15 protein-coding genes and 5 tRNA genes are annotated in these 16,675 nt (G+C 69.8%); 9 read left to right on the top strand and 11 right to left on the bottom strand.

Annotated elements, in window-relative coordinates; translation table 11 throughout:
• Positions 1-15 precede the first annotated feature (15 nt).
• A complete protein-coding gene (locus tag IPZ69_RS14715; protein WP_235454565.1) occupies positions 16-660 on the top strand; it encodes a MerR family transcriptional regulator in 645 nt (214 codons plus the stop codon).
• Between the two features lie 64 nt (positions 661-724).
• Here IPZ69_RS14715 and IPZ69_RS14710 read toward each other — a convergent pair.
• The 9 genes from IPZ69_RS14710 to IPZ69_RS14670 form a co-directional block, all read right to left on the bottom strand.
• Positions 725-797, bottom strand: a tRNA-Glu gene (locus tag IPZ69_RS14710).
• A gap of 28 nt (positions 798-825) precedes the next feature.
• Positions 826-897 (bottom strand) — tRNA-Gln (locus IPZ69_RS14705).
• Positions 898-916: 19 nt separating this feature from the next.
• Positions 917-989 (bottom strand) — tRNA-Glu (locus IPZ69_RS14700).
• 62 nt (positions 990-1,051) lie between these two features.
• Positions 1,052-1,124, bottom strand: a tRNA-Glu gene (locus IPZ69_RS14695).
• Positions 1,125-1,164: 40 nt separating this feature from the next.
• Positions 1,165-1,236, bottom strand: a tRNA-Gln gene (locus IPZ69_RS14690).
• A gap of 91 nt (positions 1,237-1,327) precedes the next feature.
• A complete protein-coding gene (locus IPZ69_RS14685) occupies positions 1,328-2,059 on the bottom strand; it encodes an HAD family hydrolase (protein ID WP_235454564.1) in 732 nt (243 codons plus the stop codon).
• Positions 2,060-2,316: 257 nt separating this feature from the next.
• Positions 2,317-3,840 (bottom strand): glutamate--tRNA ligase, encoded by a 1,524-nt coding sequence (gene gltX / locus IPZ69_RS14680; protein WP_235454563.1) that lies wholly within the window; start codon positions 3,838-3,840, stop codon positions 2,317-2,319.
• Positions 3,833-4,618, bottom strand: a complete 786-nt coding sequence (locus IPZ69_RS14675; protein WP_235454562.1) for a fumarylacetoacetate hydrolase family protein — start codon at positions 4,616-4,618, stop codon at positions 3,833-3,835. Before IPZ69_RS14675 ends, gltX begins: the two co-directional genes overlap by 8 nt.
• Positions 4,619-4,811: 193 nt before the next feature.
• The gene (locus IPZ69_RS14670) at positions 4,812-5,000 is read right to left on the bottom strand and encodes a hypothetical protein (RefSeq protein ID WP_235454561.1); all 189 of its coding nucleotides are present in this window, start codon (positions 4,998-5,000) and stop codon (positions 4,812-4,814) included.
• A gap of 571 nt (positions 5,001-5,571) precedes the next feature.
• Here IPZ69_RS14670 and IPZ69_RS14665 point away from each other — a divergent pair.
• The 8 genes from IPZ69_RS14665 to IPZ69_RS14630 all read left to right on the top strand — a co-directional run bounded on the left by IPZ69_RS14665 (position 5,572) and on the right by IPZ69_RS14630 (position 16,049).
• Positions 5,572-9,270 (top strand): sensor histidine kinase, encoded by a 3,699-nt coding sequence (locus IPZ69_RS14665; protein WP_235454560.1) that lies wholly within the window; start codon positions 5,572-5,574, stop codon positions 9,268-9,270.
• Positions 9,271-9,279: 9 nt separating this feature from the next.
• Positions 9,280-9,693: a roadblock/LC7 domain-containing protein gene (locus IPZ69_RS14660; protein WP_003973453.1), complete on the top strand. Its 414-nt coding sequence runs from the start codon at positions 9,280-9,282 to the stop codon at positions 9,691-9,693.
• A 114-nt stretch (positions 9,694-9,807) separates the two neighbouring features.
• Positions 9,808-10,206, top strand: a complete 399-nt coding sequence (locus IPZ69_RS14655) for a DUF742 domain-containing protein (RefSeq protein ID WP_019058642.1) — start codon at positions 9,808-9,810, stop codon at positions 10,204-10,206.
• Complete coding sequence (locus tag IPZ69_RS14650; protein WP_030793795.1) at positions 10,187-10,762, top strand: GTP-binding protein; 576 nt, start codon at positions 10,187-10,189, stop codon at positions 10,760-10,762. Before IPZ69_RS14655 ends, IPZ69_RS14650 begins: the two co-directional genes overlap by 20 nt.
• 380 nt (positions 10,763-11,142) lie before the next feature.
• Positions 11,143-14,397, top strand: coding sequence for a nitrate- and nitrite sensing domain-containing protein (locus tag IPZ69_RS14645; protein WP_235454559.1), 3,255 nt, complete (start codon positions 11,143-11,145; stop codon positions 14,395-14,397).
• Between the two features lie 10 nt (positions 14,398-14,407).
• On the top strand, positions 14,408-14,821 hold the full coding sequence (locus IPZ69_RS14640) for a roadblock/LC7 domain-containing protein (protein ID WP_030948713.1): 414 nt from the start codon (positions 14,408-14,410) through the stop codon (positions 14,819-14,821).
• Between the two features lie 96 nt (positions 14,822-14,917).
• Positions 14,918-15,487 carry a DUF742 domain-containing protein gene (locus IPZ69_RS14635; protein ID WP_235454558.1) on the top strand — a complete coding sequence of 190 codons (570 nt, stop codon included), beginning with the start codon at positions 14,918-14,920 and terminating at the stop codon, positions 15,485-15,487.
• The gene (locus IPZ69_RS14630; RefSeq protein WP_071369867.1) at positions 15,468-16,049 is read left to right on the top strand and encodes a GTP-binding protein; all 582 of its coding nucleotides are present in this window, start codon (positions 15,468-15,470) and stop codon (positions 16,047-16,049) included. The genes IPZ69_RS14635 and IPZ69_RS14630 overlap by 20 nt, the downstream gene beginning before the upstream one ends.
• Before the next feature lie 137 nt (positions 16,050-16,186).
• Here the strand turns inward: IPZ69_RS14630 and IPZ69_RS14625 are convergent, their stop codons facing one another.
• Together IPZ69_RS14625 and IPZ69_RS14620 are read right to left on the bottom strand one after the other, a co-directional pair.
• Entirely contained in the window at positions 16,187-16,381 is a 195-nt protein-coding gene (locus tag IPZ69_RS14625) for an acyl-CoA carboxylase subunit epsilon (protein WP_235454557.1), read from the bottom strand.
• A 35-nt stretch (positions 16,382-16,416) separates the two neighbouring features.
• The coding region (locus IPZ69_RS14620) for a carboxyl transferase domain-containing protein (protein ID WP_308407464.1) at positions 16,417-16,675 on the bottom strand (259 nt) is incomplete at its 5' end.

Here is a 16,675-nt window from a genome sequence, read left to right as displayed (position 1 = left end):
GGAAGGGCGCAAGACATGCGGCTTGGCGAGCTGAGTCGGCGCAGCGGTGTGTCCACCGCGACGATCAAGTACTACCTGCGCGAAGGGCTGTTGCCGGCGGGCCGCCAGGTCAACACCACGACGGCCGAGTACGACGAGGAGCACCTGCGCCGGCTGCGCCTGGTGCGGGCGATGATCCAGGTCGGCCGGGTGCCAGTGGCCACGGTGCGCGAGGTGCTGAAGCACGTCGACGACGAGTCGCTCGGCCGGACGATCCGGATGGGGGCCGCCCTGTGGGCACTGCCCCAGGTGAGCGAGCCGGACGAGGAGGACGAGTACGTCCGGGCCGCGCACCAAGAAGTGGGCGAACTGCTGCGGACGCTGGGCTGGGCGAACGCGCAGGCTCTGGTCACCCTCTCCCCCGCGTACCGCTCGCTGGTGGTGGCGGTGGCCGCGCTCCGGCGGCTCGGCTACGACTGGGAGTCCGAACGGCTGGTCGCGTACGCGCAGTTGATGCACCGGGCGGCCGTGCTCGACCTGGACTTCGTGGAGACGCATCCGTCGGAGGCCGAGAAGGTGGAGACGGCCGTCCTCGGGGCGATCCTCGCCGAACCGCTGCTCCAGGCACTGCACCGGCTGGCCCAGGAGGAGGAGTCGGCACGGCGCTACGGCTTCGAGTAGCCCCCGGCCTCCGGTCCCCGGACACGCCGAAGGCCCTCCGCCGAAGCGAAGGGCCTTCGTTCTGTACCCCCGACCGGATTCGAACCGGCGCTACCGCCTTGAGAGGGCGGCGTGCTAGGCCGCTACACAACGGGGGCGAGGATCACACGTTTCCGCGGATCCGAGCTGGTCTACCTGGACTCGAACCAAGACTAACTGAACCAGAATCAGTCGTGCTGCCAATTACACCATAGACCAATGTGGTTTAGACCAGCAGTACCCCCGACCGGATTCGAACCGGCGCTACCGCCTTGAGAGGGCGGCGTGCTAGGCCGCTACACAACGGGGGCCCTAGCGATCCTGCATCGAGGTCAGCGGGAGCTACCCTGACTGTCCTCGCGGGAAGGATCTGTACCCCCGACCGGATTCGAACCGGCGCTACTGCCTTGAGAGGGCAGCGTGCTAGGCCGCTACACAACGGGGGCTTGCGGATGTGATCCGCTGGTTGCAGATGAGCTCTGCGAGCTGGCCTACCTGGACTCGAACCAAGACTAACTGAACCAGAATCAGTCGTGCTGCCAATTACACCATAGGCCACTGGAACGCAAGCCCCTGAGGGGATCTTGTTCTAGTTTGCTCCCCCGGTTTCCGGCCTCTCGGCCCGCTCCCCGGCGGCGCAGGAAGAACATTACCTGAAGGTGGACGGGGCTCCAAAACGGGTATCCGCGCCAAGGATCGCGGGGAGTTCGGCGAGCGAGGCGATCCGGTGCCGGCCGGTGGGCGCATCACCGCTGGTGTACGCGCCGTCACGGTCGATCCAGACCGACAGCAGACCCGCCTCTGCGGCGCCGCGCCCGTCGATCTCCGGATGGTCGCCGACGTACGCCACCTGGTGCGGGGCGAGCTTCAGGGCGTCGCAGGCGGCGAGGAACGCCTCGGCCTCGGGCTTGGAGACGCCCAGTTCGGCCGCGCACAGGATGGCCTCGAAGCGGCTGTGCACGCCGAGGACGCGCAGCTTGCGGTCCTGGACGGTGAGGCTGGAGTTGGACAGCACCGCGTGCCGGTGGCTGCGGGCGAGGAGGTCGAGGACGGGCAGGACGTCCGGGAACAGGGCCCAGGCCGCCTCGTAGTGACCGATGTATCGCCCGAACCAGGCGTCGGCCTCGTCGTCGGTGAGCTCCGCGCCCAGGAACACCCGTACGCGGTCGCGCCGCTGGCCCTCGAACGTCGCCTCCCCCGCCGAGAACCGGGCCCACTGCTGATCGGTGATCTCCCGCCACCGCAGAAGGGCCTGCTCCGGGGTGTCGTACCCGTGGAGCAGGCCCTCGGCCGCCAGATGGGAGCGCATGCCCTCGCGGTCCGCGGTCGTGTAGTCGAAGAGGGTGTCGTCCACGTCCCAGACCACGGCATGAATGCTCATGCTCCGACCGTACCCTCCTCGACGCGCGGTCAGCCCAGGGTCGTCGAGCCGGACAGTGTCAGCGCCGGCCCGACAGGGTCAGGGTCCAGGTCGACGGCTTGTTCGACTGCCACACGGGCGCCCAGGGGTCGGCCCCGCTGATCGCGGAGGGCGAGTAGACCTGCGTCTCCATCTGGGCCAGCGGCGAGGCCGGGTGACGGGTCGGTGGATGCGCGAAGGGCGGCGCCCGAACCGGACGCCGCCCTCCTGTGTGAGCGCTATGCGGCGAGCTTCGCCAGCGCCGCGTCGATGCGGGCCAGCGTCTTCTCCTTGCCCAGGATCTCCAGGGACTCGAAGAGGGGCAGGCCGACCGTGCGGCCGGTGACGGCCACCCGGACCGGGGCCTGGGCCTTGCCGAGCTTGAGGCCGTGCGCCTCGCCGGCGGCCAGGACGGCCTCCTTCAGGGACTCGGCGGAGTTCCAGTCGGCCGCGTCCAGCTGCTCGCGGGCCGTGCGCAGCAGGGCGTCCGAGCCCTCCTTCATGGCCTTCGTCCAGCTCGCCTCGTCGAAGACCGGCTCGGCCAGGAACAGGAAGTCGACGTTCTCGGTGATCTCGGAGAGGACCTTGAGGCGGGTCTGCGCGTGCGGGGCGACGGCCTGCCACTTCGTCTCGTCGAAGGCCTCCGGCGCCCAGGAGGCGAACGGGGCCGTCAGCCACGGCCGGCAGCGCTCCGTGAAGTCCTTCACGTCGAGCAGGCGGATGTGGTCGGCGTTGATCGCCTCGGCCTTCTTCAGGTCGAAGCGGGCCGGGTTGGGGTTCACGTCGGTGACGTCGAAGGCCGCGACCATCTCGTCGATCGAGAAGATGTCCTGGTCGGCCGAGAGCGACCAGCCGAGGAGCGACAGGTAGTTGAGCAGGCCCTCCGGAAGGAAGCCGCGCTCGCGGTAGAGGTTCAGCGACGACTGCGGGTCGCGCTTGGACAGCTTCTTGTTGCCCTCGCCCATCACGTACGGCAGGTGCCCGAAGGCCGGGATCCGCTGGGCGATGCCGAGCTCGATCAGCGCCTTGTACAGGGCGATCTGTCGCGGGGTGGAGGAGAGCAGGTCCTCGCCGCGCAGGACGTGGGTGATCTCCATCAGCGCGTCGTCGACCGGGTTCACCAGCGTGTACAGCGGGGCGCCGTTCGCGCGGACGATGCCGTAGTCCGGCACGTTCTCCGGGGTGAAGGTCAGCTCGCCGCGGACCAGGTCGGTGAAGGTGATCGTCTCGTCGGGCATCCGGAAGCGGACGATCGGGGTGCGGCCCTGGGCCTCGTACTGAGCGACCTGCTCGGCGCCCAGGTCGCGGCAGTGGCCGTCGTAGCCGGAGGGCTTGCCGACGGCGCGGGCGGCCTCGCGGCGGGTGTCCAGCTCGTCCTGGGAGCAGTAGCAGCGGTAGGCGTGGCCGGCGTCGAGCAGCTTCTGGGCGACCTCCTTGTAGAGGTCCATGCGCTGCGACTGCCGGTACGGCGCGTGCGGGCCGCCGACCTCGGGGCCCTCGTCCCAGTCGAAGCCCAGCCAGCGCATCGCGTCGAGCAGCTGGTTGTACGACTCCTCGGAGTCGCGGGCCGCGTCGGTGTCCTCGATACGGAAGACCAGAGTGCCCTGGTGGTGCCGGGCGAACGCCCAGTTGAACAGGGCGGTGCGGACCAGGCCCACATGGGGGTTACCGGTGGGCGAGGGGCAGAAACGTACGCGTACGGGGGATGGGGGTCCCCCCTGCCCGAGCGGAGCCGAGAGCTTGGGGGAGGATGCGCTAGCCACGCTTGACAACCTTGTTGGTGAGAGTGCCGATGCCTTCGATGGTGACGGCGACCTCGTCGCCGACGTGCAGGGGGCCGACCCCAGCCGGGGTGCCGGTGAGGATCACGTCGCCGGGGAGCAGCGTCATGGCCTCGGAGATGTTGACGATCAGGTCCTCGATGGAGTGGATCATCTCGCTCGTCCGGCCCAGCTGGCGCTGCTCGCCGTTGACCGTGAGCTGGATGGTCAGGTCGGACGCGGCGGCGAGGTCCAGGTCGGTCTCGACCCAGGGGCCGAGCGGGCAGGCGGTGTCGAAGCCCTTGGCCCGCGCCCACTGCTTCTCGCGTCGCTGCACGTCGCGGGCGGTGACGTCGTTGGCGCAGGTGTAGCCGAAGATCACGTCCTTGACGCGGTCCCGGGGGACCTCACGGCACAGCCGGCCGATGACGACGGCCAGCTCGGCCTCGTGGTGCAGCTCCTCGGAGAAGGAGGGGTACTGGATCTCGTCGCCGGAGCCGATCACCGAGGTGGACGGCTTGAAGAAGGCGAAGGGGGCGTCCGGGACCTCGTTGCCCAGCTCCTTCGCGTGCTCCGCGTAGTTGCGGCCGAAGGCCACGACCTTGTTGGGAAGCACCGGCGGGAGCAGCCTGACCTTGCTCAGCGGCACCTTCGTACCGGAGAGCTCGAAGTCGGCGAACGGAATGCCCTTGATGATGTCGAGGACGAGTTCGTCCTGCTTCTCGCCCTCGACCGCGCCGAAGGCGACGTTCCCGTCGATGGAGAACCTGGCGATGCGCACGGGATCCTTGCGCCCCTTACCTGAGAAACCGAGCCGGCTGGAGTCTGACGCTCCAGGCTAACGCGGCAAAGGGGCCGGGCCCCGCCCATATTCCCCGGGCCACGGGCGCGGACGCCGAAAGGGCGCCCCTCCTGCGGGGGCGCCCCGGACTTCGGTCGCGGCCGCCTTGAGCATTCGGCGGCCGGCGGCCGTACTACTGCGCGACGGCGGCGGTCACCGGGACCTCCTCCAGGATGGTGCGCCTGGGGTTCGCGGTCTGGGCGGGCAGGTCGACGGAGTGCTCCGGCTGCTCCGGGGTCTGCAGGTCGTCGGCGCCGTCGAGGTGCGCCAGAGTCGTGCGACGCGGGTTGGCTATGGTGCGGAACATCATCGTCGTCTTCACGGTTGTCCTGGGCCCTGTCCTGTGTGGGTGCTGATTTACAAAGGCACGCGTCTTGTCAAGCGCCAGGCTAAACATTCAATTCGCCGCCGAAGACGCGAAGTGGCCGTGGTTGGCGTGTGAGTTTGCTCACGACCTCGCGGGCAAACCGGTCAATTCCGGCCCGCAACTCATGACAACGAAACGGACATTGCCCCCCTGAAGCCATCATTCCGCTCCTGATCATGGCGACTGGGACACCCGGCCAACTCCAGTAATTCACAGGGATATGCCCGCTATGTACGAGATCAATTTCCACGTCTCGTAACGCATCACTCACTCCGTGTCACTCAGGTCACAGCTCGGTCCACGGCCCTTGTTGGAGATCCGGCACTGTGCTGGAATTCCACGGACCGCCGCAGGATCGAGCCGGCGCACAGGGCGCTACCAGCGCCGGGTGGCGGCGAGGCAGGGGGAGTCCAGCGCCGGTCACTCACGACCACCCGGGGGGCGCATTCAGGGCGTCCCCCACAACGCCGACACCGTGTCCTTCCGTTCGCGCGGAGGGGTGCCTGGTCCAGAGGTTGCGACGCTAGTGCAGGGACGTTTCAAGAGGGATGGCAGTGCTTCGGCGGAGCCGGAGCCGCATGGCGGGACCGACCGCGGTTCCTCGCCCCAGCACGCCCAGAACCCGGGCCCGACCCAGTCCGGTGACGGCGGTGGGCGCCCCGGCGCCCCGACGCCGTCGGGCGCCCCGAAATCCATACCGCCGGCAAAGTCCACCAAGGGACCGACCGGCCCCGGACCGCGCATAGCCCTGCGCAACTGGCGCATCTCCACGCGTCTGGTGTCGCTGCTCGCGCTCCCCGTGGTCGCGGCCACCTCGCTGGGTGCGCTGCGCATCAGCGACTCCATGGACGACATCCAGCAGCTCGACAACATGAAGCTGCTGACGGACATGACCAAGCAGGCCACCGAACTGGCCGCCGCGCTCCAGGAGGAGCGCGACCAGTCCGCCGGTCCGCTGGCGCACGGCCTGAAGGCGACCGACTACACAGTCAAGGGCTACCAGGACAAGACGGACCGCGCGAAGGAGAACTTCCTCAACGCGTCCGAGGAGATCGACGCGGCGAGCAAGGCGGGCCAGCTCCAGGGCGTCCGTGACAGCCTCGTCGGTCTGGCCGGACAGCTGGACCAGCTGGCCAAGATCCGCCGGTCGGCCTACCAGTCCAAGAACAACTCGACGCAGACGGTCGAGGCCTACCACCGCCTGATCACCCAGCTGGTCGACCTCTCGCAGGACATGGCGGAGGCGTCCAGCAACCCGGAGATGATCCAGCGCACCCGCGCCCTGGCGGCGTTCTCCACCGCCAAGGAGTACGCGTCCGTGCAGCGCGCCGTCGTCGCCGCGGCCCTGCCCGACAACAACACCGAGGCCGGCCACATCTCGGAGAACGACCGGCTCTACGCCCAGTCGGCGCTGTCCAGCGAGAACTCCGAAGTCACCATCTTCCGGAAGATCTACTCCGGCAACGCCGCCGAGCTCCTCAAGCCGATCGACGAGGGCAACCCGACGATCGAGTCCGCGGACACCTACGCCAAGCGTGCGCTCGGCGGCTCGGAGGGCCTCAAGGACCAGCCCAAGCGCTCCTACCGCGACTGGGTGGACGACAGCTCGACCAAGATCGAGCAGATGAAGAAGATCGAGCACACGCTGCTCGAGGACATGGAGCAGAAGGCCCGCGAGCTGCGTAACGCCACCGAGCGCGACGCGATCATCTCCGGTGTCCTGATCCTCATCGTCCTCGGCGTGTCGCTCGTCGGCGCCTTCGTCGTGGCCCGCTCCATGATCCGCTCGCTGCGCCGCCTGCAGGAGACCGCCACCAAGGTCGCCCAGGACCGCCTGCCCGAGCTGGTCAAGCAGCTCTCCGAGTCCGACCCGCAGGACGTCGACACGTCCGTGGAGTCGGTCGGTGTGCACTCCCGGGACGAGATCGGCCAGGTGGCCGCGGCCTTCGACGACGTGCACCGCGAGGCGGTCCGCCTCGCCGCCGAGCAGGCCCTTCTGCGGGGCAACGTCAACGCGATGTTCACGAACCTCTCGCGCCGCTCCCAGGGTCTTATCCAGCGCCAGCTCTCGCTCATCTCCGAGCTGGAGTCCCGCGAGGCCGACCCGGACCAGCTGTCCTCGCTGTTCAAGCTCGACCACCTCGCGACCCGCATGCGCCGTAACGGCGAAAACCTCCTCGTTCTCGCCGGTGAAGAGCCCGGTCGCCGCTGGACCCGTCCGGTCCCGCTGGTCGACGTGCTCCGCGCCGCCGCGTCCGAGGTGGAGCAGTACGAGCGCATCGAGCTGGCCTCCGTGCCGACCACCGAAGTGGCCGGCCGCGTGGTCAACGACCTCGTGCACCTCCTCGCCGAGCTGCTGGAGAACGCGACCTCGTTCTCCTCGCCGCAGACCAAGGTCAAGGTCACCGGTCACGCGCTGCCCGACGGCCGCGTGCTGATCGAGATCCACGACACGGGCATCGGCCTCTCCCCCGAGGACCTCGCGGCGATCAACGAGCGGCTCGCCTCGCCGCCCACCGTGGACGTCTCGGTGTCCCGCCGAATGGGTCTGTTCGTGGTCGGTCGTCTGTCGCAGCGTCACGGCATCCGCATCCAGCTGCGCCCGTCCGACTCCGGTGGTACGACCGCGCTGGTCATGCTGCCCGTCGACGTCGCCCAGGGCGGCAAGAAGCCGGCCGCGGGCAAGCCCGGCGCCCCCGCGCCCACCGGCGGTCCGGCCGTCGCGCAGGCAGCGGCCGGTGCGGCCGCGGCCCGTCGGGGCGGCGGCCAGGGCGGCGGCGTGCTCGGCGCGGGTGCCCCGGGCGGGGCTCTCGGTGCCGGTGCGGGCGGCGGACGTCCGGGCCTCGGCTCGAACCCGCGTGGCCAGGTCGGCTCCGCCCAGGGCGCGCGTGCCGCGCTTCCGGGCGCCGGCCAGAACGGCCGTCCGGGTGCCCCGGGCGCGGCCCGTGGCCCGCAGGGTCCGTCGGCCCCCCAGCAGAACCGCTCGACTCCGCCCGGTGCCGGCGCCGGTACCTTCGGCGGTCAGACGCCGGGTGCCGCGCAGAACCCGCAGCAGGACATGTTCGGCGGCCGCGGCGCGGCGCCGCAGCGTCCGGGCAACGCCGCGGACCAGGGCCGTCAGCTGCCGCCGCGCGGCGGTGCGCGGGCCGAGCTGCCCGGCGCGGGCGCGTCGGCCGCGGGCTGGGGCAACGAGACCGGACAGCTCTCCCACGCCTCGCTGGACACCCCGCGCGGCCACGACGAGCAGGACCCCTCGCAGACCGCGCGCATGCCGCGCGTGGACGACCGCCAGGGCCCCGGCTCGACGTCCGAGATCCCCCGGATAGACGCCGCCCAGGGTCCCTCCGCCACCGGCGAGTTCCCCCGCCCGGACTTCAACGGCGGTGCCCAGAACACCGGTCAGTACCCCGCGGCACCGTCGTACGACCCCGGTTCCACCGGCCAGTACGCCCGTCCCGGCGCGAACGGCCAGCAGGGCAACAACGCGTACGTCCGCTCCGACATCTTCGGTGCGCCGGGCGGGCAGCAGGACGGCTCCTCCACGGGCCAGTTCGCGGCCCCGCAGGCGTACGACTCCGGCTCCACCGGGCAGCACTCCTTGCCCGGACGTCACAACCCCGCGCCGAACAACGCCCAGAACACGGGTCAGTTCGAGCGGCCGCAGGTGGGCGGTGGACAGGGCGGCGACTTCGGCGCCCAGCGTCCGCAGGCCCCGCAGCAGCGTCCGGCCCGCCACGAGCCGGAGGCCCTGCCGCCGGCCAGCAGTCCCGGTGACGGCCGTACGCCGCTGTACGACACCCTGGAGACCAACTGGTTCCGCGGCGGCCAGGGGCAGCAGCAGAGCAACGGCTCGGCTCCCGCCCCGGCCCCGCAGCAGCCGCAGGCTCCCGCACCCGCCGCCGCTTCCGCGGCCCCCCAGCGTCCCGTGACCAGCTCCTGGCGCAGCTCGCCGAACGACGAACTCGTCCGGCAGGCAGAGCGCGTACGGCAGCCGGCCGCGGGCGGCGTCACCACCTCCGGCCTGCCGCGCCGGGTGCCCAGGGCGAACCTCGTCCCGGGTACGGCTCAGCAGCAACAGCACCAAACCGGTCCGCAGGTCTCGCGTGCGCCCGATGACGTACGCGGCCGGCTGACCAATCTCCGTCGGGGAATCGCGCAGGGTCGGCAGGCCAATCCCGGCCAGACCGGCAGCTACCCGAACCCCACTCACCAGCAGGAGCGTTAGTTGAGCCAGATGAGCCAGGCGGCACAGAATCTCAACTGGTTGATCACCAACTTCGTGGACAACACCCCCGGGGTGTCCCACACCGTCGTCGTGTCCGCCGACGGTCTCCTTCTGGCGATGTCGGAAGGCTTCCCGCGCGACCGCGCCGACCAGCTCGCGGCGGTCGCGTCCGGGCTCACCTCGCTGACGGCCGGGGCCTCCCGGATCTTCGAGGGCGGCAACGTGGCGCAGACGGTCGTCGAGATGGAACGAGGGTTTCTCTTCCTCATGTCCGTCTCGGACGGCTCGTCGCTGGCCGTCCTGGCCCACCCGGAGTGCGACATCGGCCTCGTCGGCTACGAGATGGCGCTGCTGGTCGACCGCGCGGGCGCGGTACTCACGCCCGACCTGCGCGCCGAGCTCCAAGGAAGTCTGCTTCACTGATCGGCCCCGGCACCACCCACCTCACCAAATCACCGTCCGGCCGACACAATCCCCCCACCGGCCCCGACAGACGGCCCGACTGACCGAGCACTTGCTGTCCCGCCCGGAGGATTCATGACCCCGCCCACCGCCTCTCATGATCCGTACGCGGAGCCGTACGGGGATGAGGGCGACCAGCCGCTGGTACGTCCGTATGCGATGACCGGTGGCCGGACCCGGCCGCGCTACCAGCTCGCCATCGAGGCACTGATCAGCACCACGGCCGACCCGGCAGCGCTCATGGGACTGCTCCCGGAGCACCAGCGCATCTGCCACCTGTGCCGCGAGGTGAAGTCCGTGGCCGAGGTGTCGGCGCTGCTCGCCATGCCGCTCGGTGTGGCCCGGATCCTGGTTGCCGACCTCGCAGAGGCCGGCCTGGTCGCCATCCACCAGCCGGGTGGCGACGAGAACAACGGCGGCGCTCCGGACGTGACGCTGCTCGAAAGGGTGCTCAGTGGACTTCGCAAGCTCTGACGGAGGCCGGGCCACCACCTCCGCGAAGATCGTGGTGGCGGGCGGCTTCGGTGTCGGCAAGACCACGTTCGTCGGCGCCGTCTCCGAGATCAACCCGCTGCGCACGGAGGCCGTGATGACGTCCGCGAGCGCGGGCATCGACGACCTCACCCACACCGGGGACAAGACGACCACCACGGTCGCCATGGACTTCGGCCGTATCACCCTGGACCAGGACCTGATCCTGTACCTCTTCGGTACGCCCGGTCAGGACCGGTTCTGGTTCATGTGGGACGACCTGGTGCGCGGTGCCATCGGCGCGGTGGTGCTCGTGGACACCCGGCGCCTGGCCGACTGCTTCCCGGCGGTCGACTACTTCGAGAACTCGGGCCTGCCGTTCGTGGTCGCGCTCAACGGCTTCGACGGGCAGCAGCCCTACCAGCCGGAAGAGGTGCGTGAGGCGCTGCAGATCGGGCCGGACACCCCGATCATCACGACGGACGCCCGCCACCGCTCCGATGCCAAGAGCGCGCTGATCACGCTGGTCGAGCACGCCCTCATGGCACGGCTGAGGTAGCACTCAAGTCGGGAGTGCCGTACGGCAGTTGTCGTAACAACACCGGAGCCGGCTGTGGCCTTTGACACGGTCGGCTCCGGTGTTCATAACGTTTCGGCAGAGGAATCCGGTGGTATCGCCACGCGTCGCGGTCAAGCGGTATCGCTGCGTCCACAAACGCCCCGTCTTTTGACGGGGCTCGCTCTTTATGACCGATTTATCTAGGGCTTACATCACAGGGAATCGACCCTTTCCACTGTTTGGAAGTGCGCAGGTCCACGTGCTGGAATGCCTGAACTGCCCAATAGTCAAAGACGTACTCATCAGTGGTCTGTGACACACCGGGCTCTGAGAGACTGCGGCACGACGTAGGTGCCCGCCGCCGAGAGGTTGTTGGTCGAGTGAGGCGAAGCAAGAACGGTCCCGAGCCGTCGGCGCGGGGCAACTTCACCCCGCCGCCGCGCGCTGCGGCGCCCACCCCTGTGCCCGGCTCGGAGCCGGTGGCCGCTCCCCCGAAGAGCGGCGGCCGCTTCTCCCCCCGCAACTGGCGGGTGCCGACCAGGCTGAACGCGATCCTGCTCATACCCGTGATGGTCGGCCTCGTCATGGGCGGCTTCCAGGTGAAGAGCTCGATCGACACCTGGCAGGAGGCCCAGGACGCGGAGAACACCGCGCGCCTGGTGCGTGCCGCCCTCGGATACGCAGACGCGCTCTACGTCGAGCGTGACGTCAGCGCCGCCCCGCTGCTGCAGGGCAAGGGCCAGGACGACGCGACCGTCGTCGCGATCCGCAAGAAGACCGACGAGGCCGCCGACGCCTTCGACCAGGCCGCGCAGAACATGCCGCAGAAGGCGGGCCTGCAGCGCCGCCTGAAGCAGTTCCGGGAGAGCGAGCCGAAGCTCCAGGACCTGCGCGCGATCGCCTACGGCAAGAAGGTGACCGGCGTCCAGACCGAAGAGGGCTACGTCGACATCGCCCACCCCCTGATGGAGTTTGCCAACGAACTCGGACTGGGCACCGGCAACATCACCTCCTACGGCCGTACCGTCTACGCCATCTCGCTGACCAAGGCCGCCCTGTCCCTGGAGCGCTCGATCGGCATGCACCTGCTGATCAAGCCCGGCCCGGACGCCCCGAACCTGGCGACCCAGCGGGTCTCCCTCTCCTCGTACGCCTACCTGGAGCGGATCGCCGTCGAGGAGTACAAGGGCGGTGGCACCGACGCCGACACGGTGAAGCTGAACACGGCCGAGACGAAGGTCAGGTCCGACGGCGCGGCGATGGTCGAGGCGGCCAAGGGCAAGGACCCGAACTACGTGCCGCCGCCGGCCGACCCGACCAAGATGATCTCGGCGCTTGCGACCCTGAGCGACACCAGCACCACCACCCGCGCCGGGCTCGCCACCAAGGGCATCACCGCGCAGAACTGGTGGGCGTTCAACACGCTCAAGTTCAACGCCTACCACCAGATCGAGTTCGATCTCGCGGACAAGGCCGTGAACGAGGCCTCCGACATCGCCGACAACGCCAAGACCTCCGCGTTCATCACCGGTGCCGTGGTCGTGGTCGCCCTGCTCGCCGCGTTCATCCTGGCCGGCCTGGTGGCCCGCCAGATGAGCCGCTCGATGCGCCAGCTGCGCAACGCCGCCTTCGGCATCGCCGAGCAGCGCCTGCCGATGCTGGTCGACCAGCTCTCGCGCACCGACCCCGGCCGCGTCGACACCCGCGTGGCGCCCATCCCGATCACCTCCACGGACGAGATCGGCGAGGTCGCCCGGGCCTTCGACCAGGTCCACCGCGAGGCCGTCCGGCTCGCCGCCGAGCAGGCCCTGCTGCGGGGCAACATCAACGCGATCTTCACCAACCTCTCGCGCCGCAACCAGTCGCTGATCGAGGGCCAGCTGACCCTGATCACCGACCTGGAGAACAACGAGGCCGACCCGGACCAGCTGGAGAACCTCTTCCGCCTGGACCACCTCGCGACCCGTATGCGCCGCAACGGCGAGAACCTCCTCGTCCTCGCGGGCGAGGAGCCCGGCCGCCGCTGGGACCAGCCGGTCCCGCTGGTCGACGTCCTGCGCGCCGCCTCCTCCGAGGTGGAGCAGTACGAGCGCATCGAGCTGTCCGGCGTCCCGGAGGCCGAGATCCACGGCCGCGCGGTCACCGACCTCGTGCACCTGCTGGCCGAGCTGCTGGAGAACGCCACGACGTTCTCCTCCCCGCAGACCAAGGTTCGCGTCACCGCCACCCGTCTCCCCGACGGTCGGGTCATGATCGAGATCCACGACAAGGGCATCGGCCTGACCGCCGAGGACTTCGCGGACATCAACCACAAGCTGGCCAACCCGCCGACGGTGGACGCCGCGATCTCCCAGCGCATGGGCCTGTTCGTGGTCGGCCGGCTGTCCGACCGGCACGGCATCCGCGTCCAGCTCCGCCCCTCGGGCGAGCAGGCCGGCACGACCTCCCTGGTCATGCTGCCGGACGCGATCACGCACGGTGGCGGTGGCGAACAGTCGCTGAACCGCGAGGAGTTCACGGTCTCCCAGATCATCCCGGAGCAGCAGTTCCAGGGTGAGAGCTTCAACCAGCTCCCGCAGGCGCCGATGCGCACGGCGGCCGAGCTCGGCTTCGACGACAGCCGTTACACCGAGGTTCCCGACGACATCCGCGATCTGGACCCGGTGGGCCGCTCGCTGATGCGTGAGGAGCGCCGCGCGGCGCTGGAGGCCCAGTCGCACGGCCAGCAGCCCGGCCTGGAGGGCGGCGAGGCTCCTGCCTACGCCGACGACTTCGACGCCCCGCAGGGGTACGACACAAGCGGTACGGGCTACCAGGAGCAGCCGACGGGCTACGCACCGCAGCCGGCGTACGAGGAGCAGCTGCAGACGTCGTACGACGAGCGGCAGCAGCCCGCGTACGACGAGCAGTACTTCGCGCCGAACGGCGGCCTGCCGCAGCGCGACGCCTACGCCCCGAACGGCGGCTACCCCGAGCCCGGGTATGCGGAGTCGGCCCAGGAGGAGTCCGCGGCCGCCCGCGGCACCGCGGCCGACGGCTTCCCGGCGTACGAGGAGCCGTCCTACCAGGACGACTGGCCGCAGCAGGGTGGCTACCAGAACGGCTACCCGGGCCAGTACGCTCCGGAAGCGGAATCGGCGCAGGCCGGTGACGTGAATGAGCAGGACCGCGTAGGCTTCGACCGTCCGGGACCGGCCTCCAACGCCGCTCACCAGCTGACCGACGCCGGGCTGCCCCGCCGCGGATCCATCGCGGGCGGCACGAACGGGTCGAACGGCTCGAACGGCGCGGCGCGGGTGCGCCAGGACGTGCCGGCCCCCGCACCGCAGAACAACGGTGACAACGGCTGGCGTTCGGCGAACGACGAGCGGTGGCAGCAGGCCTCGCAGCTCCGGAAGCCGAAGGCCGGCGGGGTCACCTCCTCCGGTCTGCCGCGGCGGGTACCCAAGGCCAACCTGGTCGAGGGAGCCGCCGAGACCACCCCCCAGGGAGGCCCCCAGGTCTCCCGCGCCCCGGAGGACGTCCGGGGCAGGCTGAGCAACCTGCGTCGAGGTGTCCAGCGCGGACGCAACGCAGGCAGTGAAACGAACGGCCAGGGCTTCGGTCCTGACAGCACCTACAACCAGGAGCGTTAGTGTGAGCCCGATGAGCCAGGCGGCACAGAACCTGAACTGGTTGATCACCAACTTCGTGGACAACACCCCGGGGGTGTCCCACACGGTGGTGGTCTCCGCCGACGGACTCCTTCTGGCGATGTCCGAAGGCTTCCCCCGCGACCGCGCCGACCAGCTCGCGGCCGTCGCCTCCGGTCTGACGTCTCTGACGGCAGGCGCCTCCCGGATCTTCGAGGGTGGCAGCGTGAATCAGACGGTTGTGGAGATGGAGCGGGGATTCCTGTTCCTCATGTCCATTTCCGATGGTTCGTCGCTGGCCGTCCTGGCCCACCCCGAGGCGGACATCGGCCTCATCGGGTACGAAATGGCACTCCTGGTCGACCGCGCAGGCACGGTTCTTACCCCGGACCTGCGCGCCGAACTCCAGGGAAGCCTTCTCAACTGACAATCAGACGGTGCGTTTTCGCGTCCCGGGGCCGTAAGGTTTCGGGACGCGGCTCCACAGAGATGGGTGCCCGGCACGGTCGGAGGAGGAGAGAAAGTGGCAACACCCCCAGGCGGTTCTCATACGGGCAACTGGTCGTACGGCCCTGCCCAGGGCCGGAACGACGGTTCCGCGAACCGGTACAACTTCCCCTCCGCCCCGAGCCACCGGCAGCCGTACGCGCCGCAGGGTCCCGGCCCGTCGCCGTACGACCAGCCGCCGGCACCGCGCATTCAGCCGGTGCAGCCGCAGCGTCGTCCCGAGCCGGCGCCCGCCGGGGCGTCGAACAACCCCTTGGTGCGTCCGTACGCCATGACCGGCGGCCGGACCCGCCCGCGGTACCAGCTCGCCATCGAGGCGCTGGTGCACACCACCGCGCAGCCGCACCAGATGCAGGGCCAACTGCCCGAGCATCAGCGGATCTGCAACCTCTGCCGGGAGATCAAGTCTGTGGCCGAAGTCTCGGCCCTGCTGTCGATCCCACTCGGCGTGGCCAGGATCCTCGTCGCCGACTTGGCGGAGGCGGGCCTGGTCGCCATCCATCAGCCCGGCGGCGACGAGAACGCCGGCGGCCAGCCAGACGTGACACTGCTCGAAAGGGTGCTCAGTGGACTTCGCAAGCTCTAGCGGCGGTCCTTCCCGCTCCACCACCTCCGCGAAGATCGTGGTGGCGGGCGGCTTCGGCGTGGGCAAGACCACGTTCGTCGGCGCCGTCTCGGAGATCAACCCGCTGCGCACAGAGGCCGTCATGACGTCCGCGTCGGCCGGTATCGACGACCTCACCCACACCGGGGACAAGACGACCACCACGGTCGCCATGGACTTCGGCCGTATCACCCTGGACCAGGACCTGATCCTGTACCTCTTCGGTACGCCCGGTCAGGACCGGTTCTGGTTCATGTGGGACGACCTGGTGCGCGGTGCCATCGGCGCCATCGTCCTGGTCGACACCCGCCGTCTCGCCGACTGCTTCCCGGCGGTCGACTACTTCGAGAACAGCGGGCTGCCGTTCGTCATCGCCCTCAACGGCTTCGACGGCAACCAGCCGTACCAGCCGGACGAGGTGCGCGAGGCCCTGCAGATCGGCCCCGACACCCCGATCATCACGACGGACGCCCGCCACCGCGCGGACGCCAAGTCGGCGCTCATCACGCTCGTGGAGCACGCGCTCATGGCGCGCCTGCGGTAGCGGGACCCGTACGCACGGAAAGGGGCGCTCTCCTCAGGAGGGCGCCCCTTTCCGCGTCCCGCGGGCATTGCACGTCGGGCAGCGCATGCGGAAGGGCCCCTCTCTTCCCGAGAGGGGCCCTTCTTCGTCGTACGGGCTCAGTGCCAGCTGTGCGGAGCGCGGAAGCCCGGCTCACGCTCCAGGCGGCGCCAGCCGGCCTTGGCGCGGCCACGGTGCGTCGCCGTGGGCGCGGAGCCGCGGGCGGCGGCACGGGCCAGGAGGATCGCGGTGATGGCGGCGACCTCCTCGGGCTCGGCGTGGCCCTTCTCGACGCGGATGTCAGCGTTGTCCATGGGTGTCAGTCTCCGTGAGAGAGGTTTCCGCAGGGTTACTGCGGGGGGTTGCCGTGCTTGCGGGACGGCAGGTCTGCGTGCTTGGTGTGCAGCATCGCCAGGGACTTGACGAGCACCTCGCGGGTTTCGGCCGGGTCGATGACGTCGTCGACCAGACCGCGCTCCGCCGCGTAGTACGGGTGCATGAGCTCGGCCTTGTACTCCTTGACCATCCTGTGCCGCATCGCCTCGGGGTCCTCGGCATCGGCGATCTGGCGGCGGAAGATGACGTTGGCCGCGCCCTCGGCGCCCATC

Source organism: Streptomyces olivochromogenes (assembly GCF_021538895.1).
Lineage (GTDB): Bacteria > Actinomycetota > Actinomycetes > Streptomycetales > Streptomycetaceae > Streptomyces > Streptomyces olivochromogenes_A.
This window is presented reverse-complemented; position numbering and strand designations above follow the sequence as displayed.